Annotated in this window: 23 protein-coding genes and 1 pseudogene; 6 read left to right on the plus strand and 18 right to left on the minus strand. The window is 46.8% G+C overall.

What is annotated here, in order from left to right:
* Nucleotides 1–59 precede the first annotated feature (59 nt).
* The 7 genes from dnaX to B5P39_RS09675 form a co-directional block, all read right to left on the minus strand.
* Nucleotides 60–3,212, minus strand: coding sequence for a DNA polymerase III subunit gamma/tau (gene dnaX, locus B5P39_RS09645; protein WP_088211353.1), 3,153 nt, complete (start codon nucleotides 3,210–3,212; stop codon nucleotides 60–62).
* A gap of 129 nt (nucleotides 3,213–3,341) precedes the next feature.
* Complete coding sequence (gene apt / locus B5P39_RS09650; protein ID WP_011623016.1) at nucleotides 3,342–3,893, minus strand: adenine phosphoribosyltransferase; 552 nt, start codon at nucleotides 3,891–3,893, stop codon at nucleotides 3,342–3,344.
* A gap of 471 nt (nucleotides 3,894–4,364) precedes the next feature.
* Nucleotides 4,365–4,733 (minus strand): YbaN family protein, encoded by a 369-nt coding sequence (locus tag B5P39_RS09655; protein ID WP_088211354.1) that lies wholly within the window; start codon nucleotides 4,731–4,733, stop codon nucleotides 4,365–4,367.
* A 119-nt stretch (nucleotides 4,734–4,852) separates the two neighbouring features.
* Complete coding sequence (locus B5P39_RS24910) at nucleotides 4,853–4,975, minus strand: hypothetical protein (RefSeq protein ID WP_011623018.1); 123 nt, start codon at nucleotides 4,973–4,975, stop codon at nucleotides 4,853–4,855.
* A gap of 156 nt (nucleotides 4,976–5,131) precedes the next feature.
* Complete coding sequence (locus B5P39_RS09665) at nucleotides 5,132–5,872, minus strand: HvfC family RiPP maturation protein (protein ID WP_088211355.1); 741 nt, start codon at nucleotides 5,870–5,872, stop codon at nucleotides 5,132–5,134.
* Nucleotides 5,872–6,711 (minus strand): HvfB family MNIO-type RiPP peptide maturase, encoded by an 840-nt coding sequence (locus B5P39_RS09670; RefSeq protein ID WP_088211356.1) that lies wholly within the window; start codon nucleotides 6,709–6,711, stop codon nucleotides 5,872–5,874. Before B5P39_RS09670 ends, B5P39_RS09665 begins: the two co-directional genes overlap by 1 nt.
* Nucleotides 6,712–6,802: 91 nt before the next feature.
* Nucleotides 6,803–7,234 carry an HvfA family oxazolone/thioamide-modified RiPP metallophore gene (locus B5P39_RS09675; RefSeq protein WP_088211357.1) on the minus strand — a complete coding sequence of 144 codons (432 nt, stop codon included), beginning with the start codon at nucleotides 7,232–7,234 and terminating at the stop codon, nucleotides 6,803–6,805.
* Nucleotides 7,235–7,493: 259 nt separating this feature from the next.
* On the opposite strand from B5P39_RS09675, the gene B5P39_RS09680 reads away from it, so the two are divergent.
* Both B5P39_RS09680 and B5P39_RS09685 read left to right on the plus strand, forming a co-directional pair.
* On the plus strand, nucleotides 7,494–8,441 hold the full coding sequence (locus B5P39_RS09680; protein WP_088211358.1) for a tRNA-dihydrouridine synthase: 948 nt from the start codon (nucleotides 7,494–7,496) through the stop codon (nucleotides 8,439–8,441).
* Between the two features lie 163 nt (nucleotides 8,442–8,604).
* Nucleotides 8,605–8,964 (plus strand): TraR/DksA C4-type zinc finger protein, encoded by a 360-nt coding sequence (locus B5P39_RS09685; protein WP_011717378.1) that lies wholly within the window; start codon nucleotides 8,605–8,607, stop codon nucleotides 8,962–8,964.
* Between the two features lie 74 nt (nucleotides 8,965–9,038).
* On the opposite strand, the gene B5P39_RS09690 is transcribed toward B5P39_RS09685, so the two are convergent.
* Together B5P39_RS09690 and tnpA are read right to left on the minus strand one after the other, a co-directional pair.
* On the minus strand, nucleotides 9,039–11,687 hold the full coding sequence (locus tag B5P39_RS09690) for a TonB-dependent receptor (protein WP_088211359.1): 2,649 nt from the start codon (nucleotides 11,685–11,687) through the stop codon (nucleotides 9,039–9,041).
* 411 nt (nucleotides 11,688–12,098) lie between these two features.
* Nucleotides 12,099–12,545 (minus strand): annotated as a pseudogene (tnpA, locus tag B5P39_RS09695) (IS200/IS605 family transposase).
* Between the two features lie 253 nt (nucleotides 12,546–12,798).
* Between tnpA and B5P39_RS09700 the strand changes: the two are divergent.
* Nucleotides 12,799–13,473, plus strand: coding sequence for a response regulator (locus tag B5P39_RS09700; protein ID WP_088211360.1), 675 nt, complete (start codon nucleotides 12,799–12,801; stop codon nucleotides 13,471–13,473).
* The gene (locus B5P39_RS09705) at nucleotides 13,464–14,813 is read left to right on the plus strand and encodes an ATP-binding protein (RefSeq protein WP_011716745.1); all 1,350 of its coding nucleotides are present in this window, start codon (nucleotides 13,464–13,466) and stop codon (nucleotides 14,811–14,813) included. The genes B5P39_RS09700 and B5P39_RS09705 overlap by 10 nt, the downstream gene beginning before the upstream one ends.
* A gap of 15 nt (nucleotides 14,814–14,828) precedes the next feature.
* Here the strand turns inward: B5P39_RS09705 and B5P39_RS09710 are convergent, their stop codons facing one another.
* Entirely contained in the window at nucleotides 14,829–15,524 is a 696-nt protein-coding gene (locus B5P39_RS09710) for a 2OG-Fe(II) oxygenase (RefSeq protein WP_088211361.1), read from the minus strand.
* A 116-nt stretch (nucleotides 15,525–15,640) separates the two neighbouring features.
* Here B5P39_RS09710 and B5P39_RS09715 point away from each other — a divergent pair, with 116 nt between their 5' ends.
* On the plus strand, nucleotides 15,641–16,903 hold the full coding sequence (locus B5P39_RS09715) for an HD-GYP domain-containing protein (RefSeq protein WP_088211362.1): 1,263 nt from the start codon (nucleotides 15,641–15,643) through the stop codon (nucleotides 16,901–16,903).
* A gap of 81 nt (nucleotides 16,904–16,984) precedes the next feature.
* On the opposite strand, the gene corA is transcribed toward B5P39_RS09715, so the two are convergent.
* The 4 genes from corA to cobB form a co-directional block, all read right to left on the minus strand.
* A complete protein-coding gene (gene corA, locus B5P39_RS09720; RefSeq protein ID WP_011716742.1) occupies nucleotides 16,985–17,932 on the minus strand; it encodes a magnesium/cobalt transporter CorA in 948 nt (315 codons plus the stop codon).
* A 126-nt stretch (nucleotides 17,933–18,058) separates the two neighbouring features.
* Complete coding sequence (locus B5P39_RS09725; protein ID WP_088211363.1) at nucleotides 18,059–18,421, minus strand: hypothetical protein; 363 nt, start codon at nucleotides 18,419–18,421, stop codon at nucleotides 18,059–18,061.
* Nucleotides 18,422–18,660: 239 nt separating this feature from the next.
* On the minus strand, nucleotides 18,661–19,110 hold the full coding sequence (locus tag B5P39_RS09730; protein WP_088211364.1) for an ATP-binding protein: 450 nt from the start codon (nucleotides 19,108–19,110) through the stop codon (nucleotides 18,661–18,663).
* 33 nt (nucleotides 19,111–19,143) lie between these two features.
* Complete coding sequence (gene cobB, locus B5P39_RS09735; protein ID WP_088211365.1) at nucleotides 19,144–19,887, minus strand: Sir2 family NAD+-dependent deacetylase; 744 nt, start codon at nucleotides 19,885–19,887, stop codon at nucleotides 19,144–19,146.
* 256 nt (nucleotides 19,888–20,143) lie between these two features.
* On the opposite strand from cobB, the gene fur reads away from it, so the two are divergent.
* The gene (fur, locus tag B5P39_RS09740) at nucleotides 20,144–20,575 is read left to right on the plus strand and encodes a ferric iron uptake transcriptional regulator (protein WP_011716738.1); all 432 of its coding nucleotides are present in this window, start codon (nucleotides 20,144–20,146) and stop codon (nucleotides 20,573–20,575) included.
* 91 nt (nucleotides 20,576–20,666) lie between these two features.
* On the opposite strand, the gene B5P39_RS09745 is transcribed toward fur, so the two are convergent.
* The 4 genes from B5P39_RS09745 to sucC form a co-directional block, all read right to left on the minus strand.
* The gene (locus B5P39_RS09745) at nucleotides 20,667–21,164 is read right to left on the minus strand and encodes a GNAT family N-acetyltransferase (protein WP_088211366.1); all 498 of its coding nucleotides are present in this window, start codon (nucleotides 21,162–21,164) and stop codon (nucleotides 20,667–20,669) included.
* A gap of 46 nt (nucleotides 21,165–21,210) precedes the next feature.
* The gene (rnk, locus tag B5P39_RS09750) at nucleotides 21,211–21,618 is read right to left on the minus strand and encodes a nucleoside diphosphate kinase regulator (protein ID WP_086904046.1); all 408 of its coding nucleotides are present in this window, start codon (nucleotides 21,616–21,618) and stop codon (nucleotides 21,211–21,213) included.
* 379 nt (nucleotides 21,619–21,997) lie between these two features.
* The gene (gene sucD, locus B5P39_RS09755; protein WP_011622417.1) at nucleotides 21,998–22,870 is read right to left on the minus strand and encodes a succinate--CoA ligase subunit alpha; all 873 of its coding nucleotides are present in this window, start codon (nucleotides 22,868–22,870) and stop codon (nucleotides 21,998–22,000) included.
* Nucleotides 22,870–24,036: an ADP-forming succinate--CoA ligase subunit beta gene (gene sucC, locus B5P39_RS09760; protein WP_011622416.1), complete on the minus strand. Its 1,167-nt coding sequence runs from the start codon at nucleotides 24,034–24,036 to the stop codon at nucleotides 22,870–22,872. The genes sucD and sucC overlap by 1 nt, the downstream gene beginning before the upstream one ends.
* Nucleotides 24,037–24,151 lie beyond the last annotated feature (115 nt).

Here is a 24,151-nt window from a genome sequence, read left to right on the forward strand (position 1 = left end):
TTGATAGCGAGTTTTTAACAAACTCTGCCACTCCACGCAGCATATGCACAGAGGAAATATTACTCGGGCTCAGGCAGTGCGGGAATGAGTCCACTACGCTGGGCTAGCAACTCTTGCGGATAGAGTAAGGTATCCTGATCCAGCTCGGCGCCAAAACGGTTAATCAGCCATTGCACATTATCGTCCATCATTAGCGATTGGCGCGCCTGCTGCAGTAACTCTTGGTGGAAACGTTTACGCATTTCCAAGGGGGTTTCCCGCGCGGGATCAGTTCCTATGACCACCTCAACCTGCCTCGGGTTCCCCAACGCGGCGGTCAGAGCCTGCTCTAGCTGCTCAATCGCCACGGGCGCCGCCAAGTGTTTCTGGTCAGGTTTTAGCAGCAACGGCAAAGGGTTAGCCTGCACCTGACAAATCGAGTTTACCGCTAACTGACGCACACGGCCGCCAATCTCTAAGCTCGCCATGAGCTTATACCAGTGCAAGTCTAAGGGATGACCAGTAATCGATTGCGCCAATGTTAATGCAGTGGATGACGTTGGTTGTACCGTCTCATTTGACTGTGACTGCACCGAATCTTGTGGCTGAGTCGGTTGCTGTATTTGTTGCTGCGTTAGTTGTGGTGTAAGTCCCTGAGGCGGCTGCGGCGCCGTATTCATCTCAGGGCTTTGCGCAGCTGGCTCGCTCTCTTGTAGAGCCTCTTGTGCAGCTTCTTGTCCAATATGTTGTCCAGCCGCTTGCCCAACATGTGTCGTCTCGCTATCCGTTGGCGATATTTGAGCGGCGACGGTCGCAGCGCCTAAATCATTAACAGCTGTTTGCGGCACAACAGCGTTTTCAGTCTGTAGGTTAGCACTTGCAGCCGACGCATTGGCATCATCCATTGTCGCGACAGGCGCCTCTTCCCATGGCGGGCGATCGTTCGGGTCAAGCGGCTGAGTTGGCGTGACATTTGATTGTGACTCAAGATGGAGCTCGGCCTCGAAATCATCGTCAAAGGGCAGCTCAAAGTCGTTATCGGACGCGTGACTAACCCCTTGCGGCTTGATAGATGCATCAACTGAAGGCGTGTTTTGTGAAGTCGCGTGAGAGACTGGCGCGCTATGCGCACTCTGGCTCGGGGTTTTAAGCTTAACCTCCGCTGCCGGCTTTTTTCCATCACCTTCCTTGGTGCTGAGCGCATCAAGATCGGATAACAAGGAGTCACGCGCCGCTAATACCGCCGATAAAATATCGTCATCATCGAGGGACACAGTAGTAGTTGATGCTGGAGGTATTGAAGCCTGAGAAGTTGTTGAAGCTGAATTGTCGACAAAAGACTGCGATTTGGGGGCCGCGGCGGACTTATGCACAACATCCCTATGGTCGATAGACTGAGCACTGTCGCGATTAAACGAACTATCTTCCAAGCCAGAGAATCCGCCCTGCTCCTCAGCCATAAATTGTGAATAATCATCCTGATAGGCATCGAGCGGCGCGGCGGCATAATCGTATTGTCCGTAATCCTCTGCAGAATATTCATCTGGCGCTACCGCATCTGTACTCTCATTAACGCTCGCTTGAGTTTTTTCCTCGATATCATCAAGAGATAAGGCAACAGCTGCTGTTAATGCCGCGGGAGAAGGCTTCAGCTCAACGCTAGCGGTATCCACTGTTGCAGCTTGATTATGCTCAGCATCAAGATTCGATGCAGGCGTAGAAACTGAGCTCGATTCAGAGCTTGAGTCAGCTTTTGCTTCTGGAGTTGAGACGGCCTCAGTACTCGATGCCACACTTGCGCCAAAGCCTTGGCTTTGGGCTTGGCTTAAGATCACTTGCTGCTCGGCAATTAATGCGGCATTCAGTTCAGCCTCATCATCAATCGCATCATCGACAGCTAACATATCCTCAGCAGATAAGGCTTGTTGCGAAGCTGTAGCGTTCTCACTCTTAGCCATAGGCTCAGTCGTTGCTACTTGTGGCAGAGCCTGTGAGTCACGATCAGCGGTTAGCGGAGTTTTTTTTTCAGCCACAGCTTGATTTACAGCTGGTTCCGCCGCGGGCATATTTGATACGGGCGTAGTAGACGTTGGCTGCTGAGCAGGCAAACTCACCTTAGCAGCGTCTTCAACTTGCCAACGTTTCACAGGCTTTTCGGGAACAAATGCCACCGCTCGCAGCAGCGCCATTTCAAGGCCCGATTTAGGATCCGGCGCATGAGGTAAGTCTTTACGGCCAGTCAGTAAAATCTGGTAATACAACTGCACTTGTTCCGGCGCTAACTGCTCGGCAAAGGCCTGAATTTGCGCGCTGTAAAGGGATTGCTGCGCGGCGGCAGGTGCAAATTGAGTCAGGGTAATTTGATGCAATAATTCCAGTAAACTGCGCAGCACCTCTTGGGCGTCCGCGCCATAGGCGAGCACCTGTGCGCAGCTCTGCATCAATACGCCAATATCGGCATCGGTTAAGGCTTTGAGTAAGCCCAGCACATGCTGCTCATCGATGCTGCCCAGCATAGATTGCACTTGGTTGAGCATTACCGTGCCGCCACCGAAGGCAATGGCCTGATCGGTCAAACTTAAGGCATCACGCATACTGCCATTGGCCGCTTTGGCGAGCAGGGTTAAGGCTTCGTGCTCAAAGGGCAATTGCTCTTGGGTTAAAATATGTTGTAGCTGAGTGCCAATTTCCTGCTGAGTTAAGCTTTTTAAGTTAAATTGCAGGCAGCGGGATAACACAGTCACGGGCAGCTTTTGCGGATCGGTCGTCGCCAGTAAAAATTTCACATGCTCTGGCGGTTCTTCGAGGGTTTTTAGCAGCGCATTAAAACTGCTGCGGGAGAGCATGTGTACTTCGTCAATCAGGTAGACCTTAAAACGGCCACGGGTCGGACGATATTGCACATTGTCTAAGAGTTCGCGGGTGTCATCGACTTTAGTGCGCGAGGCGGCATCGACTTCGATTAAGTCAACAAAGCGGCCTTGGGCAATTTCGACACAACTGCCACACACACCACAGGGAGAAGCCGTTACGCCCTTTTCACAGTTGAGGCCTTTGGCGAACAGGCGCGCCAAACTGGTCTTGCCCACACCGCGTGTACCCGTAAAAAGATAAGCATGGTGTAAACGTTGTTGCGTTAACGCATTCGTGAGCGCGTGCAACACGTGGCTTTGGCCGACCATCTGTTCGAATGTGGCAGGGCGCCATTTTCTGGCTAACACCTGATATGACATGGAACTCCCCAATGTGCATGACAAGAATGTTGGTACAAAAAAGGGGATCGCGCCCCGAGATAGTTGCAAGATAACATGTCAATTAACGACATGCCATTAAACTATCCCTAGGCGCCTTTGGCTGAAGAATTATTCGCCTTCAAACTCACAAAGTTTAACCAACTCAAGACCTAAGGCAGTTAAGCGGGCTTCGCCACCGAGATCGGGTAATGAAATCACAAAGGCCGCATCTTGCACTTCACCACCCAGTTGTCGGATAAGTTTGACTGTGGCTTCGATAGTGCCACCAGTTGCCAGCAAATCGTCAACCACTAACACTTTGTCATTCGCGGTGATCGCATCGGTATGGATTTCAAGGCTATCGTGGCCATATTCCAGCTCATAGCTTTGGCTAATGGTCGCGCGTGGCAACTTACCAGGCTTACGTACAGGCACAAAACCAATGCCTAATTCCAGTGCTAAAGGCGCACCAAACAAGAAACCACGGGCTTCGGTGCCCACAATCTTGGTAAAGCCTTTATTGCGATATTGCTCAACTAATAAATCGATAGTCGCTTTATAGGCCGCGGCATTTTCCAGCAGACTGGTCACATCGCGAAATAGAATCCCTTCCTTAGGATAATTAGGAATCGTTTTAATGCTTTGCTTTATCAAGGATAAGGTTTCTGTATTCATAGCCATTTAATTTAACTTAATCGTTTCGCCACGCGTAACTGCTGGCGGTAAAAACAAAACGTCCACAGCGAGTGTGGACGAGCTTTAATAATTCGCACAAAGCTTATGCCGCTTTGGTTTGAGTTGCAATAAGCAGCGTATTCAAGTGACGAATTGGTTACCAATTTGTGCCTTAGATCAAATGTGCTTCCATAGGGTGTGTTGACGTTTCAGGATTATTTTTGCAGCTATTTGGCTGGCGTTTATGCAAGGCAAAGTCCGTGCTGTGTAGTTATTCTACATAAACGGACAATAACGCAGCAGAAACGTCAACCAAACGCTGCCCGAAGGGTTCGTCTGGCAAGCATTTGCTCTTACTTTCTGTCATAAGAGCCGCTCGTCATTTGAGTAGAATTACTACACGTCATTCCTCGTTTCGCGAGCACAAGCTTGCCAGAACGAACAAAATTTAATCTCAAAACATCAACACGCCCTACACTAGGATTCGATTTCAGGAATGGTTTTAAGATACCAAAGTAATCCGCACGCCATGGTGAGCAGCAGCAACTTCACCCAGATAATCGGGACCACCAGGATACTAACGCTAAAACTGAGTCCCGTGAGCAACATTGCTCGGCGTTTAAGGCCGGGGCGCATCGCCCTATGTTGTTGCCATTGGGTCAGCGCATCGGCAAACCACGGGTGGGTCATCAACCACTGGTGTAACCGCTCGCTTGAGCGGGCAAAACAAAAAGCAGCCAACAGGATAAACGGCACTGTCGGTAGTAGAGGCAATACAATACCCAGCAGTCCAAGGCCTAACGCCAGGCAACCTATCAATAAAAACAAACCGCGTTTCAATATCATAGTTTGTAAATGACCATATAGTTTGTAGATAAGTAAAGTATGTGGCTGCCTCAAACCTAAAAAACAAAAGCCACTCTAAGAGTGGCCAGTAGTATACTCAATTTGAGATTAAAACCTGCTTAAATTAAGCCTAATTGCTTTAACCAAGTCAGGCTTGCTGGAAGCGTCGGCAACAGTAAGACTAAAATAAAACCAATAAAATACATAAAGTTAAATGGGTCTTTAAATGGCTGACTGCTCATTACAGCTCCTCAAATGTGTGCAAAGATAAGTGCGCAGGAATCGTACAGTGATTAAGATCACAAAACGGGCGCCATTGTAGCGGTTTGTCAAATCAACAAAAACCCTTTTTCTGTAAGGTTATTGCATTTATTTTGCTGATTTTAGCAACATACCGCTTAAATCCCGCGCACGATCCCTTTCACGGCGAGTAGCTCGAGTAACTGAATACAGCCTTGGGTTAAGATCGCCGGTTGCATTTGCGGATAAATCCCTTGCAGCCAGTTCAGTATGTCATCGAGGCGACTCTGCCCTTGTTCTGCCAAATATCCCAGCACTTGCGCACTTAACGGCGTTAATTGTAAAAAAACCACCTCACCCGCTTCATCCTGATAGAGGCAAAAAAACACTGGCTGCGGCAGCGCCTCTGTTGGACGAAAATCTTGGCGGATCTGCTGCACCGGATACTGGTACTGGGCCACACTGGCCGTTGTTGCTAAACATAGATGACGTTGCAGAATATCCTCTTGGGATAGCAAAACTTGCTCACTCGTTTGCAGCGCCGTTGCCACTCGCAGCTCGAGCCATTCATAGTGCGCCAACTCGAGCATAAAAGGCGGATCACTTTCTGCTGGCGAATATTCAAATTGCAGGAATTGTAAAAATTCTCCGGCAATATCAATAAAAATTGGGGACTTACAATCGTGTTGACTGAAAAAAACCTGCACTAAGGCTTGCCACTGTGCATCGCTATAGAGACTTTTGAGCACGGGAAAGGCATTGGAGACAAAGCCCATCACATTATTAAAAAACAGCTCTCGGTAAACCTGCATCCGCTCGAGGGGTACACCGCTCGGCACTGGCTTTTGGGGATCGCGAATATAATCGATAAAAGACTGCTGTACTTGCGTAAAATCCATCAGGCAATCCTCTTATCCAAACGATTTTTCACCCGCGCTTGATAGGCATGGATTTGGTTAATCTCATCCAATAACTGCACCGTTTCAGGCAGATTAAAGTCACGCTCGAGCAGCGTCGGCAAGACGCCATGCTGGGCATAACACTTATCCAACAATGCCCAGACCGGGTCGTTGATATCACTGCCATGGGTGTCGATCAGTAAGGTTTCAGACTGTTGGTAATGCCCTGCAATATGCAAATAGGCGATGCGCTCCGTTGGCATGGCCTTTAAATAAGCCTCGGCATCGTATTGATGATTTATCGAGTTCACATAGATATTATTCACATCTAACAGTAGCTTACAGTCGGCCTCTTCTAACACTGCGGTTAAAAACGCCTGCTCACTCATCTGTGCGCTCGGCGCGGCATAAAAGGAAATATTCTCGAGGATCAAAGGCCGCTCTAAAATATCCTCCACTTGTTTTACCCGCGTCGCCACATGCTTAACTGCGTCATCGGTAAAGGGGATAGGCATAAGATCGTATAAATGACCGCCACCCGAGCAATAACTTAAATGCTCCGAATAGACTTCAATTTGGTGCAGATCCATAAACGCCTTCACTTGGCGAACAAACGCCAAATCTAGGGGGGCAGGACTGCCGATAGAGAGTGACAGACCATGGCAGAAAAAAGTATGTTGCTCAGTAAGCTGCCTAAATTGCTTGCCGTATTTTCCACCGAGCGTCATCCAGTTTTCAGGGGCGACCTCTAAAAAATCGATAGCCGTTGGCAGCGCTTGGCAAAACTCACTGAGCATTTCACGCCGTAAGCCTAATCCAACCAATCCACTCTCTTGCATTGCTGTAACCTCTTTACTGGCGTGCCGCTAAACAAAGGCCAGCAGAGGCTGGCCAAGTGTAGAATTGAAGCTCGATAGTATCGACTCGCGCTTATTTCATTTCTTTTTTGACGGCGTCGGCCTTAGCTTCGACTTTTTCAGCGGCTTTTTTCATATCACCACCGCATTTGCCTTCACCACACTTACCTTCATGAGCTTTATCGGCAGCAGCTTTCTTCATATCGGCGCCACACTTACCTTCACCGCATTTGCCTTCATGGGCTTTATCAGCGGCTGCTTTCTTCATCTCGCCACCACACTTGCCTTCACCACACTTACCTTCTTTGGCTTTTTCGGCTGCAGCTTTTTTCATATCGCCGCCGCATTTAGCTTCGCCACATTTACCTTCTGAACCGACGATTTGATAACCCGCTTCCATGGTTTCAAATCCGAATGGGTTGGTTTGCGCATTCACGACGAACGCAGAACCGACCACCACTGTACCTAACGCCACTGCAACGGCTGTTTGCTTAACTGACTTCATATATTTCTTCCTTTTATTTGATGAATGGTGGCCAACAACAGTGTTGTAGCTGGCTTACTGCAAAAGACCCGCCCCATCTCGGTTTCATTTCAAAAAATATCACCAAATCACAGAAATAATCAAAATATGCTGATAGGAAACAGAATTTAGTCGTAAAAATAACCCAAAACAGTCATCGCCCTTCCCTCGCAATGCTTTGTAACCACAGTCCAATAGGATAGAATGCACGTCCTTTGAAACTGGATATGGGTTTGTTGCAGTGCGCGTAATTTTGGCTCCGATGGAAGGCGTGGTTGACGACTTAATGCGAGATATTTTGTCCTCAATTAACCCCTACGATTTGCTCGTCACCGAATTTGTGCGCGTGGTTGACCAACTCTTACCCGAAAAAGTGTTCCTCAAACTCTGCCCCGAACTGCTCAATGGCGGCCTTACCCCCTCGGGCACGCCAGTTCGCGTACAGCTTTTAGGGCAAGAGCCCAACTGCATGGCCGAAAACGCGATGCGCGCGATTGAGCTTGGCTCCCACGGCGTCGATGCAAACTTTGGTTGCCCCGCTAAGATGGTGAACCGCAGTAATGGCGGCGCGGTGTTGCTGCAATACCCGAATACGATTCACGATATTGTACGCGCCATGCGCCAAGCCGTGCCCGCCGAGCATCCAGTGACAGCGAAAATTCGTTTAGGCTACGAAGACAAATCCCTGTTTATGGAGAATGCGCTGGCCGTTTATGAAGCGGGCGCGACTGAGCTGGCTATCCATGCCCGCAGTAAGGTCGATGGTTATAAACCACCCGCCTACTGGGAATACATCACCGAAGTGCGCGAGCGTTTGCCCATTCCAGTCATTGCCAATGGTGAGATTTGGAACCGCGAGGATGCCGAGCGTTGTATGGAGGTGACGGGCTGCGACAGCATTATGATTGGCCGCGGCGCGATTTCGCTGCCCAATCTTGCCGATACCATTAAGACTGGCGCGGCGCCTTATAGCTGGGCCGACACCTTAGGTTTGATGCTGAGCTACACCCAACGTGAACTGAGCGGCCATAAGAGTGATTATTATCCGGCGCGAATTAAGCAGTGGTTTAGTTACTTGAATCGCCAATACCCCGAGGCGGACACCCTGTTTAGGGAGCTGCGCATCTATAAGACTACTGAGGAAATTGTGCGAGTGCTGGAAGAGGCGCAGCAGCGCCTTGGCGAATAACCACGGATAGTGCATAGGATAATCCCATGAGAAAGTGGTGAATTTTTATTTAAAACACCACTAAATCCCTGCAAATCGGACAGATACTTGATCTTTATCATAGTCGTTGATAGTGGAACTATTAGACTGAATGTCCAGAGTCAGATAAAACAGGCGATTTTACGTGAGCACCACCCATATCAGACAAGAATTGTCAGAGCTTGAAGCTAATCTAAGGAAGGAAATCGGCGCGCTCCCTCAGTTTATTGAAATACTTGGGGCGCATTATGCCAATCTCAGCCTAGGCGAGTTAATTGACCGCCTGGCACAGAGTCACCTCGCAGAACATCCGCTATTTTGTCGTTTAAACCGCCTCGATGCCGCCTTCTGTCAACTTGACTTAGGCTTGTACGGCCTATGCTCAGATTGCGAAACCGAAATCGAAGCCGAGCGCTTGACCCAAGATCCCACTGAGCAACGTTGCAGCAGCTGCGCCGAGCATTATCAGCATGAGCATCGCCATGAGCTGCGGCTGAGTCATTGAGCAACATCGATATATTCCACAGGCAAAAAAACCTCCGCAAGCGGAGGTTTGGGTTATTCAGGAAGGGAGATAACTTAAAACTTCTGATTAATTCTCAGATAATAAGTACGACCTAACACATCATAAAGGCCGACGTTTACATCACGATAATCTGCATAGGTGTAATAGTTTGGCGCATCAGCATCAAACAAATTATTCACTCCAACGGTGATTGAACCGTTATAAGCGTGCTGATAGGCAAACTGGATATTGTGCTTGAAGTAGCTAGAATAATCGACGTAACGATCAGTCTCCTCCAAGGTATTGTAGTAATCAGCAGATTGACTACCTATATACACCACAGTCCATGCCGCTGAAAAGTCTTCATATTTCCAGCTAGTTGCAAAATTACCACGCCAATCAGGTGAATCTGTCGTGCCCGCGTAATCAATCATCTCAGCTTCTGCATTATCTTGCTTTTTAAAGTCAAGAACATGGGTCAGATCAATCTTGAAGTTAAAATCACCGATTGCGGTTTCTAAGTTGTAGGCGGTTACAAAATCGATACCCGAAGTTTCTACTGAGGCTAAATTACGTACACCCGCTTCAATATATTCAATCTTGCCATCTACACCACGGTGAACGTAGGATGAAGAGCCATTTTTGATTTCATCACGCAGGATGTCATCAACATCAACCGATTCAATTTTATTATCGTAAGTTATTGAAAAATAAGACATCTCTATATTCCAATCATCAGTGACATTCCAGACTCCACCTAAAGTGAGTGAATTCCCCTCCTCGGCCTCAAGGTTAGGATTACCACCATACCAAGTTTTATGTTGATTATTGGTTGCACAATACACAGCATCCACATTTCCGGGTTGATTACACCACAACGAATCGACACTCTTTTCAAAGCTCAAGGATTGCGAAGAGAACATCTCACTCATATTAGGTGCGCGGAAGGAATCGCCATAACTTGCCCGTAATAATAGACTGTCGACTGGTCGCCAACTTAAGCCAAACTTTGGTACCACTGCATCGAAGGTAGAAGAGTTAACCACAGACCCTTGTGCACCAGTGAGCGAACCTTCCTGCTCGTAACGCTCATAGCGAACCGCAGCAGATAACTCGACATTGGCCGGTAATCCGACTTGGAATTCCAAATAAGCCGCGGTGCGGTCACGTTCAGCGTCAACGTCATCTCCCCCTGAACCACCCGAAATAATGCCTGATGCCGATTCAGGATCACTGGTCTGCTTGAACTTGATCATTTCATATTCAAGTCCACCCACCATAGCAACTGAAACATTACCATTATCAAGTAGTAGCGTTGAGGCTAATCCGTCGATTTGAGTACTTTCAAATTTACCTTGATACACACCAGTATGAGCTGCTTTACGATACAGCTCTGTCATTTGCTGGTTCCATTGCTCATAGCTCATGCCAGAAGTATTGAAAATGTCATACTGCTCAGAATCTATCCCTTGCTGGACAATCTCATCGTTAATCAAGTTGTAATTAAAAGAGTTAGTAGTTGAGCGGGAATGCTGAGCATTTAATTCCCAATCGATTCCATTGCCTAATTCCAGGGCGCCAATAAAACCGCCTAATATATCGACATTATTGGTTTCAGTTAAAGTATCGCGCTCACCAATTTGAGCTGAGCGCATATAAAGAGTCATATCCTCACCAAGTGGATTAAATTTATTATCGGCACTCATCACTGGATAATTGGTTGATACTGGCGTCCCGGCATATCGAGTTTCAGTTTCAGCCAAAGAGGCAGATGTTCGGCCACGAAATTGAATGCCATCGGAAATATCATAGGAAAAATTCGACAAAATTGAATTACGTGTTTGGTCACCAAATAATTTGGTCACATTGCCATGGTTATATAAACAGCGGCCAATATTATTACCATCGGTAGTATCTACAGTATTTTCAGTTTGCTCACAGATTTCTGAATTACTATACCAACCGGATGCCGAACTACCATTAGGCACTGAGCTAAAACCACTGTAGGCCGAATAACTCGGATCATCCATCGTCCAAATATCACGATCCATTACCGCTTTGGTATCATAATATTCATAGGTTAACGTGATATTCCCCTTATCTGTGTTATAACCCGTTGCAATCGATAAACGATTTGCATCACCACCATCAACACTCGGTTGTTCTGTGCTGTAATCGAGTTGCAGACCATCAAACTCTTTCTTCGTAATAATATTAATTACACCCGCAACTGCATCAGAACCATAGACAGCAGAAGCGCCATCACGCAGAATTTCGATACGCTCAACGATTGCCATTGGGATAGAAGATGTATCAGCTACAGAGCCAGAGCTGGAACTAGTACCCGGCATACGACGGCCATCAAGCAACACGAGTGTTGCCGAGGAGCCTAAACCACGAAGGTTAACGTTGCTTGTAGAACTCGCCCCTGAACCATATCCCGAAATACCACGCCACGAGCCAAAACTATTAATCGCCGAATTATTTAACACATCGGCTACAGTTTTCTCACCCGTCATAGCAATATCTGCGGCATTAATCACTGTCACAGGCGAAACAGTTTCCATATCGACCTGTTTAATACGTGAACCAGTAACTTCAATACGCTCAACTTTAGTATTTTCCTCCGCAGAAAAAGACATTCCAGAGAATAAAACGCTCGCTGAACCCATAGTAATAACACTAGCGCGCACGGCTTTAGCTGCTAACGTTAGATGATGCATATATCTCTCCTTGAGGTTTAATTTTTTAAACCCGACTTGTTGTTTTTTTGTTGAATCTCAAGCTTCCTTGACGTATCAATGTTGTTAAGAACAATGAATTTCATCAACCTAAAATAACAATCACAAAACAAATTGATACATGTATCATGAAGAAAAAGTAAAACAATCCACACTTAACCAGTTGCAAATCAGATGGTTATAAAAACGCTTTGATATGGCAAGGTTATTTTCATAGCGATACAAATAGAGTTAATTGATAATAAGTGGTTACAAAAAACAATTAAAAAAACAATCAACTTCATTCGATTCAAAATGTATCAATCTATAAATTTATTTTTAATAGTAATATGTCGACAACATGGTAATAGGCAAAACATAAGTAAAAAGCCCCATAGAAGGAGGGCTAACAAACTAATATTCCAATCCTAACTCAATTTTTCTCTCGGCTTTCTCTTTTGCGGCTTTATCCTGATACCTTATATATCTTCTGATAATATCCTCATTGGCTCCTACTGAGTCAACAAAATAGCCCCTTTGCCAAAAGTGATTCCCCCAAAGCCATTACCTTTTTAAATAAGGAAACTTTGCAAACAGCCTGATTGCTGTTCGGTCTTTAACAAAAACCATCAATTCCGATACGATTAGACTTGGTGGAGTCCTTACAACCAAGTCCACATGGTCCATTTGCACATTTAGTTCTACCACCGTACATCTCTTCATATTGCAATAAACATAAATACTTCAGTAAAGCTCCTTACCCAAGTTTCCTTCTAGAATCTTGTATCTGTACTTCGGTGTCCACACTAAGTGATACTGACAACGGTAAAATACGTGCGATGAAAACTCATATCTGCTCATGCTATTTACTCATTCATTTGCTGATAACAAACAAAGGCAGAATTTAGTATGGGCATTCTACGGGCAAAGCTCAGATGACTGATCATCACCAGAGGAGGTGGTTTTAGAATGCCAATAAATTAGTACTTATTTTAGCCACTGCTTTAGCTTGGTCAGCCGAGGTTAAGTTGCCATTGGCTAAAATAAGACAATATTTGGCTCCCGCGTATATTTTGCGTACACTGAGCCCAGTCGACTTTAAGGCATGAGAATTATGAGAATTTTGGTTGTTGAAGATGATCTTATTTTATCCCACCATCTAAAAGTACAGTTAAGCGATTTGGGCAATCAAGTCCAAGTCGCCCTCACCGCCAAGGAAGGACTCTTCCAAGCGACGAACTATCCCATCGATGTGGCCATCGTCGATTTAGGTTTACCCGATCAAGACGGCATTAGCCTTATCCAACAATTGCGCGAAGAAGGCGTTAAGGCGCCTATTTTAATCCTAACGGCCCGAGTTAACTGGCAAGATAAAGTCGAAGGTCTCAACGCGGGTGCTGACGACTATTTAGTCAAACCCTTTCAGAAAGAAGAGTTAGTCGCAAGACTCGACGCCTTAGTCAGACGCAGCGCAGGCTTTGTTAAACCCGTTATCACCAGTGGTGAGTTAAAACTCGATCTTGCCGCTAAACAGGTCACCCTTGCGAATGAAGTAATGGAAGTCACTGCCTTTGAATACCTCATCTTGGAATATTTGATGCGCCATTGCCATGAAGTCGTCGCCAAACAGCGGCTACTGGATGTGATTTACGGCGACAAAGAAGGCGATCCGAACACCATTGAGGTTATGGTGAGCCGTCTACGTAAAAAACTTACCCGCGATGGTATCGACAACCCGATTGTGACCATCCGTGGCCAAGGTTATAAATTCAATCTGCCATGCAATTAAGACTCAAAATGAAGAAACGTCTGCTCACGCGGATGTTTCTCACCTCATTATCAATCATCACCTTAGTCGGATTTGGCCTCGCATGGATGGTCAATATTCTGCATGCGCAAAATAGCTACAACGAAGAAACAGCGCAGCTGATCGCCGAGATCCCCCAAGTCGCCGCCGAGTTGAGGGAACATGACTTGATCCCCGACACCAGCGCCTGGTTAGAGGAAAATAACAAGCAAGAACGCTATGTAATGGCGAGCTGCGATGAAAAATTTAAGCAAGTGTGGACATCTTCCCTCGCCGTTGACCGAGGGCTATTTGATACCTGCGAACGTTTCAACGAAATCCGCAACGACTCACCGCCCTACTACCTGACCATGGCCGATGACAGAGGTTACTTTGTGTATTTACTCGCGGTCGAAATCGCGGGGGTACACTACAACCTGCTGGTGATGAAGGATGCAGCCAAACTCGAGCAGGAATACAGCAAATTCAGTAAACGCACCTACATCCGTTTAGCCATGGTGCTCGCCCTAGCGCTCATTCTGCTGGTCAGTGCGGCTTATTGGGGGATGCGTCCGTTGGTACGAATGCAAAACGAGTTGCAATCGATTAACCAAGGTAAGACGAAGTCACTTTCAGAGGGTTACCCTGTCGAGCTTGAAGGGGTCACTCAAGCCCTTAACCAACTCTTACAACAATCAAGCGCGCAACAGCAACGCTATCAAAATGCGATGAACGATCTGGCCCACAGCCTAAAAACCCGTCTTGCAGCGGTGCACGCCATTACCGATGACACGAGTCTCAGTAAACAATCTGCCAATGAAAAAATCATGGAGCAGATCAGCCAAATGGATCAACTGGTTAAATATCAACTTAAACGTGCCATGTTGGGTCGCCAAGGCTTGAAACAAGAACACACAGCTATCGCCCCGCTCGTCGATCAACTCGCGCAAATGTTATTTAAGATTTACCGCGAAAAACAGGTGCAATTTAAGGCTAACATCCCCACAAACCTGCAGTTTCCGGGCAATAAGGGCGACTTGATGGAGCTATGTGGCAACCTGATGGAAAATGCCTTCCGTTTGTGTATCAGCCAAGTTCAGGTCAGCGCCCGTTATACGGATCAAGGTGATTTTGAATTAATCGTCGAAGATGACGGACCAGGGGTTGAAGAGAAGCTGCGCCAAAAAATCATTCAACGGGGCGTGAGAGCCGACACCCAATCTCCAGGCCAAGGCATTGGCTTAGCCGTGTGTGATGAGATTGTCAGCAGTTATGGCGGCGAACTCAGCATTGAAGAAAGCCACTTAGAGGGCGCGCGCTTTCGCATTCGCATCCCCGTCTAAATAAGTCCTAGGATTTTAAGCATATACCGCGTATAGCTGCTCGGCGCGGTTAAACATCACCCATGACGTGGCAATATATTTATCGTTACTGATAGGCATATTGCCGCGATGGGAATGGGTAAAACCTGCGGGCGCAATCACCATAGTGCCTTTCTTAGGCGAAATCTTACGCTGCTGGTAATAAAACTCGGTTTCTCCGCCCTCTTCCACATCGTTTAAATAAAACATATACAGCACGACACGATGCAGCGCCTCATTGTGGTTTAGTTGGGGAAATTGCTCCGAATGCCAGTGGGGATATCCGCCTTTATTTTGCTGATATTTCTGCACATTGATGCTACCACTGCGATATAAATATTTGACTAATGCTTCGGCTCTTGGCTTGCCGAGGCGCTCAAAATTGTTCGGCGTTAAGGTTACCGCTTGGCCTTGCTCGTCACTCACCGAAACCGCCACCGCGCCCATTAAGGCCATAGAATACTTAGTAAAATAATCCGTTGTGCCCTTTAGGGTATAAGATAACAGTTCACTCTTAATGGGTTGTAAATCGGCAAAATAATCTAAGGTGAGATCGCGGCTGATCTTCTTTTCGAGGTCGACACCATTACCCGTTTGACCATCGACCACACCAGCATGTTGTTCAAATGCAAGAATGAGACGATCACATAGGTCATCGGGTAACGCATTAGGGTATACTTCAATAAAGTCCATATATGCTCAGTGCTTCGGCTATTTTCTACCCTTACTATGCTGACACGTTAGTTAAGTAATTGTAAAGCTGCATCATTGATATAAAATAACCCCATTGGCTTCACGATAACAAGAATATGAAAAAAAGCTGTAAAGTCTCAGTCCATCAATTACAGGTCGGCAATTTTGTGCGTTTGCCCGTGGCCTGGAAAGATCACCCTTTTTTATTCAGTAGCTTTCACATCAAACAAGCTGCGCAGATTGAGCTCATTAAAAATCTGGGCATCGAATTCGTGATTGTCGATTTAGAGCGCAGTGAAACCACACCCTTAAATCCAGATGCCGTTAATCCAATAAAATTGCCGCCGACTGCCGAGATCAATGTGTTAAAAAACGACATGGATCAATACAAAGCCGAGCAAATTGAAGTGCAAAAAAAACTACGCCGCGATATCCATAAAACCGAGCAAAACTTTACCCGCTCGGTGGCTATGATGCGCAGCCTTATTGCTAAGCTCCGCAATCGCCCACTCAACGCCGTGGATGATGCCAAGGATTTAGTCCATACCATTGTCGAGCAACTGTTAACCTCCGATAACCTAGTCCTGCATTTAATGAGCGATGCCAAACAGGATGAAAGCATTTACTACCACTCATTAAACGTAGCCATTCTCTCTATGCTCATCGCCAAAGAGATGGAATGGGATCGCAGCGAAATCGAATTAGTCGGCTTAAGTGCGTTGTTTCACGATGTCGGCAAACTCAAAGTACCACCGCAAATTTTGAAAAAGACCACACCATGGTCGGCGCCAGAGCTGAATTTTATTAAACAACATCCGCTGCTGGGGATTGAACTGCTTAAACTGGCCGATAACTTCCCTGAAGCCGCCTTGCCTCCTATTGCCAATCACCATGAGTTTCTCGATGGTACAGGTTATCCAAAAGGTTTAAAGGAAGCAGATCTGGATAAAATTTCCCAACTATTGGCCGTAGTGAACGAGTACGACTCGCTTTGTTATCCGAGTCATCAGGGCAAGGCGCGTATGCCCTATGCCGCCTTGGGCTATTTATATAAGCAGTACAAAACCAAATTAAATCAGGAATATATTGGCAAGATGATCAAAATGCTCGGCATTTATCCACCCGGGAGTGTGGTGGAGTTGTCGAGCGGTCAATATGCCATGGTGATGTCGGTCAATCTGCAAAAACTGCTTTGCCCGAAAATCCTTGTGTATGATGCACTGGTGCCTAAGGATCAGGCGCCGATTGTCGATCTTGAAGTCGAAGGAATAACGATAGTCCGCTGTCTGCCGCCCGCCGCACTGCCCGAAAAAGTACACGAGTACCTCAATCCTCGCGAGCGCGTGAGCTACTACTTTGGCGGCGATAGCCGTAAATAATCCATAAAGAGATTCATTTGCCCAATAAAAAGCCGGAGTGACTCCGGCTTTTTTGTCTCTTTCGAACTCATTGAATGTCTATTACAGCCAATGCTTACGTTTAAAGAAGAAATACGTGCCCGCAGCACTGGCGAGCATCATCATGATTGCCATCGGATAACCATATTGCCAACCTAACTCAGGCATACCATGGAAGTTCATCCCGTAGCTACTGGCAATCAAAGTGGGCGGCAGAAACACCACAGCGGCAACCGAGAAGATTTTAATGATCTTATTCTGCTGTAACCCACTGAAACCCATGGCTGCATCGAGCAGGAAGTTTAACTTATCGAAGATAAACTGACTGTGGGGCATTAACGACTCGATATCCGAGAGCATTTCCCGTAAGTCTTTCAAATGTTCATCGGACAATTGACCGCGGTAGTAGCGCTGCATATAACGCAGTGAGCGCTGGGTATCGAGCAAGCTCAATCGAATTTTACCGTTGGAGTCTTCCTGCAAGGTAATAAGCTTGAACACATCATCGAGTTCTTCGCTGTCGAACACTTGCTCACCGACATTTTCAAGCACGGTATACACATCCTCAATCAAGTCAGAGAGATAATCCACTTTGAGGTTAAACAGCTCGAGGAACAATTCCTGCGGGGTTGAGACTTCGAGTCGCCCTAAACGTAAATAGTTACGCAACAAACGGATAAGGCCGACATCCTCTTCACGTATGGTCAACAGGAAATTCGTCCGCAGGTTAAAGGAAACGTTCACCCCACGCACGTCTTGCCCCACCCGCTGGGGGAATAACGAGTTGATATGTAAGCCGTCGCTGTTTTGATAAAAACGCGCCGAGGCCTCAATCTCGTTGATATCCTCTTCGTCGGGCACTTCTTCAACGGAAAAACGACTTAACCATTCTCGCTCTGCATCATCAGGTTTATAGAGATCCAACCATATGGTCGACGCCGGAATACTGTCTTGTGTGTTAATCTCAGTGACCGTCAGTTGACGGTTTTCGTAGACATAGGCAGTAATCATGTGTCCTCCTGAAAAAAACTTAAGCTAAAAAGTCCACTTAAGTGCAGGCTAAAAAATTGTCGCTAGTTTAACGCATAACTTAGTAATGAAAAGGCGGGAGCGATAAATTCATAAAATAAATCTGTGTTAGTCTTCGAGAATTTCCAGCCGCTCCGCATTAGAAAAGCGAATATGTACGCCCTCAACTGTCACCATTTTGGCCTCAGAGATATCCCCTTTACGCGCCTTGTACACGCCAGATAATACTCCGGCAGAGGACACTATCGTCACAGTCACGACTTTATGTTGATCGTACCAGTACCAAACACTGTAGCTTAAAAGGCTCAGCCCCAGCAGTAAAAATGCTGCTCGCATGCCGTAACGACGCCACAGGCTCGGCATCGGCGGAAGATCCACCGAAGTGGCAGACACCTGCTTAGGACGCCGATTGGCCAGCAGTAAAATCGCCATAATGATAACGGCTAAGGTGAGCAGCAGTTTTGTTAACAAGGGAGACTCCAGAGGGCGGGACTTAGCTGATTATAATCGACATTGAAATGCGAAACTGTCATTAAGATCAAGCTTATGCAACACAATATCGCGACGGCATAACCGCTGACATCTATATCAAACTAACAGCAGAAGATGACAACTTATCACTTAACTGAGAAAATCGAGTCAATTGAAAGTCAAGTCAATACAAAACGATAACACGCTAAATGCATCTACACAGCGGCAGATGAGGCGCCCTAGAATGCCTCAAACTGCGCGGCCATGCGTCGTATTTGATTTAGCGGCACACCATGACGATTACGCTCGGCACACAGTTGTTGATGCGCGCGGTCTAAAGGCTCGCCCACCAGAACGATACGCACTTGATAACCTAAGGCTTTCGCTGCCGCCTCATAGGCCATGTATTCCCAGCGGCAAAGATTCGTGTTGTCACAAATCACGATAGGCTGAGCGCTACTGAGCGCTTGAATAAACGCGGTTAAATTACGTTGATGGTATTCGGAGAGTTTTTTCGCATCGAATCGATACTCCTCTCCTTCGTAGAAAAAACTATCGGTCGAAAAAATGCCGCCTTGGCGAACGCGCAGCGCCTCTTCTAACGGTAGATTAGCAACAAACTGCTCGACCCAATGGGATTTACCGCTGCCCGGTAATCCTCGCATAATAATCGCCAGTTTTTGCGTCATACACTCGCTGCTCATTGTTTTAAATCGACCCAGTTAAATCAGATTAGACTCGGCTAAATCGGAGCCAATCACTTTACCTGCGAGTATGGTATCGACCAATTTAGGCACCAACTCCCCCGCTTTACCGGTTAAATGATATTGGAACTGGCTGTGTCTGTCGGGAGTGACTAAATTAACTTCCACCGTTTGCGCGCCATGATGATTGGCCGTATCGACAAACCCTGCCGCCGGATACACAGTGCCAGAGGTGCCAATGGCGATAAACAAATCGCAGTTGTCGAGCGCATCGTGAATTCTGTCCATCCCCAGCGGCATTTCACCAAACCACACCACATGGGGGCGTAATCGTTGCGCCGGAATACAGCAGGTACAACAGTTATTGGGGCCGAAGGGTTCTCTTAATAGGAAGGTTTGACGCGAGCGTGGGCAGCGACCTTTGGATAATTCGCCATGCATGTGCAATAAGCGCCGTGAGCCAGCCCTTTCATGTAAGTCATCGATGTTTTGAGTCACGACCAATAATTGCCCTGCAAATTCCGCTTCTAGCTTAGCTAACGCCAGATGCGCCGCATTGGGCATCACGGCGCCACTGTGCAATTGCTCCCAACGACTGTTATAAAATCGTTCAACCAGTTGGGTATCGCGGGCATAACCTTCAGGAGTGGCCACGTCTTCAATATGATGTTCTTCCCATAGACCATCTTGATCGCGAAAGGTACGTAATCCCGATTCGGCAGAAATGCCTGCGCCAGTTAACACCACAATATGCTGGTACATACCGCTTCCTTTTATTGTAATTATTCTGTCCATTGTCCCGACATTTGCGCGTCGTGAACATTATTCCTTGGTATAACCTTACAAAAACTATGCTTGAATTGCCGCAATTTATTGCAATTTCGCGCTAAGTGACACAATTTATCTGCATATAGACCCATAAAGCTAGAACAAAGGTTTAAGTTTTTAATTTGACCCCCTATAATGGCATTCACTATCCACGGATGAACCTATTGGTTCTGCAATCAAGAGATTAGCAATGACAGATGGAAATCAAGCGCTCAAAAAAGCCGGTTTGAAAATCACCCTGCCACGAGTCAAGATCCTCGAACTGATGCAAGGACCTGAAAACCAACATATCAGTGCAGAAGACTTATACAAGAAACTGCTCGATTTAGGTGAAGAAATTGGTCTAGCAACAGTTTACCGTGTATTAAACCAGTTTGATGATGCCGGTATCGTATCTCGCCACCACTTCGAAAGTGGCAAGGCGGTATTCGAGTTATCGACTCAACACCACCACGATCACTTAGTGTGCCTTTCTTGCGGCAAAGTGATTGAGTTTTCAGACGAAGTGATTGAACGTCGCCAAGACGAGATCGCTAGCAAGTACAACATTAAACTGACTAACCACAGCTTATATTTGTACGGTCATTGCACTAACGATAAGTGCGATCATAACGACGAGTAAGCAGATTTGGCTCAATCTGGATATCAACCAGACACGCATAATAAAAAACCAGCCATTTGGCTGGTTTTTTTATTGAAACATTCTGGCACTGTTAGAGCACCTTTGCGTACACATTCACTTTATGCCCCATAAACTCGCTCGGTTCACGCCAATGCATGCCTATGCGTTTAGCAACGCCTTCAGAGCCAATGTTACCCTCTAGGATCAATGCAATGATTTGCGTAATGCCAAACTGCGGGAACACGCTGATTGCCGCTTGAGCAGCTTCGGTACCAATTCCCTTGCCCCAATACTCGGGAAAATAGCGATAGCCAATTTCGACTTCGTTATATTCAGGAATAAACTTTGGTCCGCAAAAGCCAATCACTTTATTATCGGCTTTATGCTCCACCGCCCAGCGACCAAATCCACGCTGCTGATAATCCTGAGAAATCACGTTATGGAACAGCTCACGTGCCTGCTCACGCTCAGTAAAAGGTACGGTTGGAATGTATTTCAACATCGCAGGGTTACTGTTCATCAAATAGAGGGCATCGATATCCTGCTCGGTAAATGGTCTGAGTATTAAACGCTCTGTTTGTACAATCATTTTGGCTTCCTTCATATTGCCCTCTACACACTAATAAGCGCTGCGATTAACGGTGAAAGTCACCGCTACGCTCTGGCTGATAAACGATTTCTTCGATACGCACTTTGACCATTGAGCCACCGGGGCCTGGCCATTCGATTTCATCCCCTTGGGATAAGCCCAATAAGGCACTGCCCACGGGAGCGAGGATAGAAATGGTGCCCTCACCTGCTGCATCCTTGGGATAGACTAACCGTAAGCAAAAGGTATCCTGACTGGATGACACGCTAAATTTCACTTCAGAATTCATCGTCACCACATTACCGGGCATTTGCGCTGCGGGCACAATATCGGCTCGGTCGAGTTCCGCCTCCAATGCCGCACGCCCAGGGAAGGCGTTCGCCGGTAATGACTCCAACAGACGCTCGAGTCTTTCTAAATCGATTTCTGAAATAATGATCTTTGGTGTTTTCACAGTCTTTCCCTCGTGTAAATAGATGTCCCTTAGGGTTAAACATCTGTGCTGGCCTATCCTCCCCCAATGGGATAAACCGATATAAAAATACGCTCGCAGCTTAATGCCGCAATCGCGTGGTAATTAAGTACAAGATTTATTGCTGAACAGCCGTGGTGCCATAAGCGCAGGGCTTAGGGTTGTGGCTCTACTAATGCATTCACACGTCAATCAGGTGATGACGCTCGGTAGAGAGGCCCAATCTAACCCTTTGTAAATAAAAATGCTAGCCCGCACAGTGCTAGCTTTGCCCACTCTCACACTTTACAGCTCGGCACTCGCTAACAGACGCGCAATAAAAAAGGCGCCTTAGGCGCCTTTTCGTGTGTTAACTGTTAGATTACCAACCCGTTTTAGCACGCAGCGCTTTGCCGATATCCGCTAACGAACGGACAGTTGTCACGCCCGCTGCTTCTAATGCAGCAAATTTGTCAGCAGCAGTACCTTTACCGCCAGCGATGATCGCACCCGCGTGACCCATACGCTTACCAGCAGGAGCAGTTACACCCGCGATGTAAGACACAACTGGTTTAGTCACGTTAGCTTTGATGTAAGCCGCAGCTTCTTCTTCAGCAGTACCACCGATTTCACCGATCATCACGATGGCTTCAGTCTGTGGATCGTTTTGGAACATTTCCAATACGTCGATGAAGTTAGTACCTGGGATTGGGTCACCACCAATACCTACGCAAGTAGATTGGCCGAAACCTTCGTCAGTCGTTTGCTTAACCGCTTCATAGGTCAGCGTACCTGAACGAGAAACGATACCCACTTTGCCTTTTAAGTGGATGTGGCCTGGCATAATACCAATCTTACATTCACCTGGAGTGATAACACCTGGGCAGTTAGGACCGATCATGCGAACGCCAGTTTCTTCTAGCTTCACTTTCACTTCCAGCATATCCAGTGTTGGGATACCTTCAGTGATACATACGATCAGCTCGATACCACCGTCGATTGCTTCGAGAATTGCATCTTTACAGAAAGGAGCTGGAACGTAGATAACAGAAGCGGTTGCACCAGTAGCAGCGACAGCGTCTTTCACAGTGTTGAACACTGGCAGACCTAAGTGCTCAGTACCGCCTTTACCTGGAGATACACCACCAACCATTTGCGTACCGTAATCGATAGCTTGTTGAGAGTGGAAAGTACCTTGACCACCGGTAAAGCCTTGGCAGATTACCTTGGTATCTTTGTTAATTAATACAGACATTATTTGCCCTCCGCAGCTTTAACTACTTGCTCAGCCGCATCAGTCAGACTGTTAGCTGCAATGATATCAAGACCTGATTTAGCTAATACTTCACGGCCTAATTCAGCGTTAGTACCTTCTAAACGCACTACAACTGGAACTTTAACGCCAACTTCTTTAACAGCGCCAATGATACCTTCTGCGATCATGTCACAACGTACGATACCACCGAAGATGTTAACCAGAACGGCTTTAACATTGCTGTCAGACAGAATGATCTTGAATGCTTCAGCAACACGTTCTTTAGTCGCGCCACCACCTACGTCGAGGAAGTTAGCTGGCTTGCCGCCATGCAGGTTAACGATGTCCATAGTACCCATCGCTAGGCCAGCACCGTTCACCATACAACCTACGTTTCCGTCCAGCGCAACATAGTTCAGTTCGAACATTGCAGCGTGAGCTTCACGGGCGTCGTCTTGAGATGGATCGTGCATTGCTTTGATTTTTGGTTGACGGAACAGTGCGTTACCATCGATACCAATTTTACCGTCTAAGCAGTGCAGGTTACCTTCAGTGGTGATAACCAGTGGGTTGATTTCCAGCAGAGCGAAATCGTGATCAACGAACATAGTCGCCAGACCCATGAAGATCTTGGTGAATTGCTTCATTTGAGTTGGGTTTAAGCCCAGTTTGAAGCCAAGATCACGTGCTTGGTATGGTTGAGGACCAGTCAGTGGATCGATGATCGCTTTGTGAATGAGTTCTGGCGTTTCTTCGGCCACTTTCTCAATCTCAACACCACCTTCAGTTGACGCCATGAACACTACGCGACGGGTAGCACGGTCAACTACTGCACCTAAGTACAGTTCGTTAGCGATGTCGGTGCAGCTTTCTACTAAAATTTTAGCAACCGGCTGACCTTTCTCATCTGTTTGATAAGTCACCAGATTTTTGCCTAACCAGTGTTCGGCAAAGGCTCTGATTTCTTCTTTATCGCCAGTGACTTTAACGCCACCCGCTTTACCGCGGCCGCCTGCGTGTACTTGACACTTAACAACCCATAAATTTCCGCCAATACGGCCTGCCGCTTCTACAGCTTCTTGGGCTGTATCACATGCAAAACCTTCTGACACTGGTAAACCATATTCGGCAAATAGGGATTTTGCCTGATACTCATGCAAATTCATGATGATCTATCCGTATACTTCTAATCAAATCCAACTGGCCCCACGGGGCCAGTCACGAGGGTATGTCTGACGCTTGTCTTTAACTAACAGGCTAAACTTTATCGTTTAGCGCGTT

Source organism: Shewanella sp. Shew256, from assembly GCF_002196695.1.
GTDB classification, from domain to species: domain Bacteria; phylum Pseudomonadota; class Gammaproteobacteria; order Enterobacterales; family Shewanellaceae; genus Shewanella; species Shewanella mangrovisoli.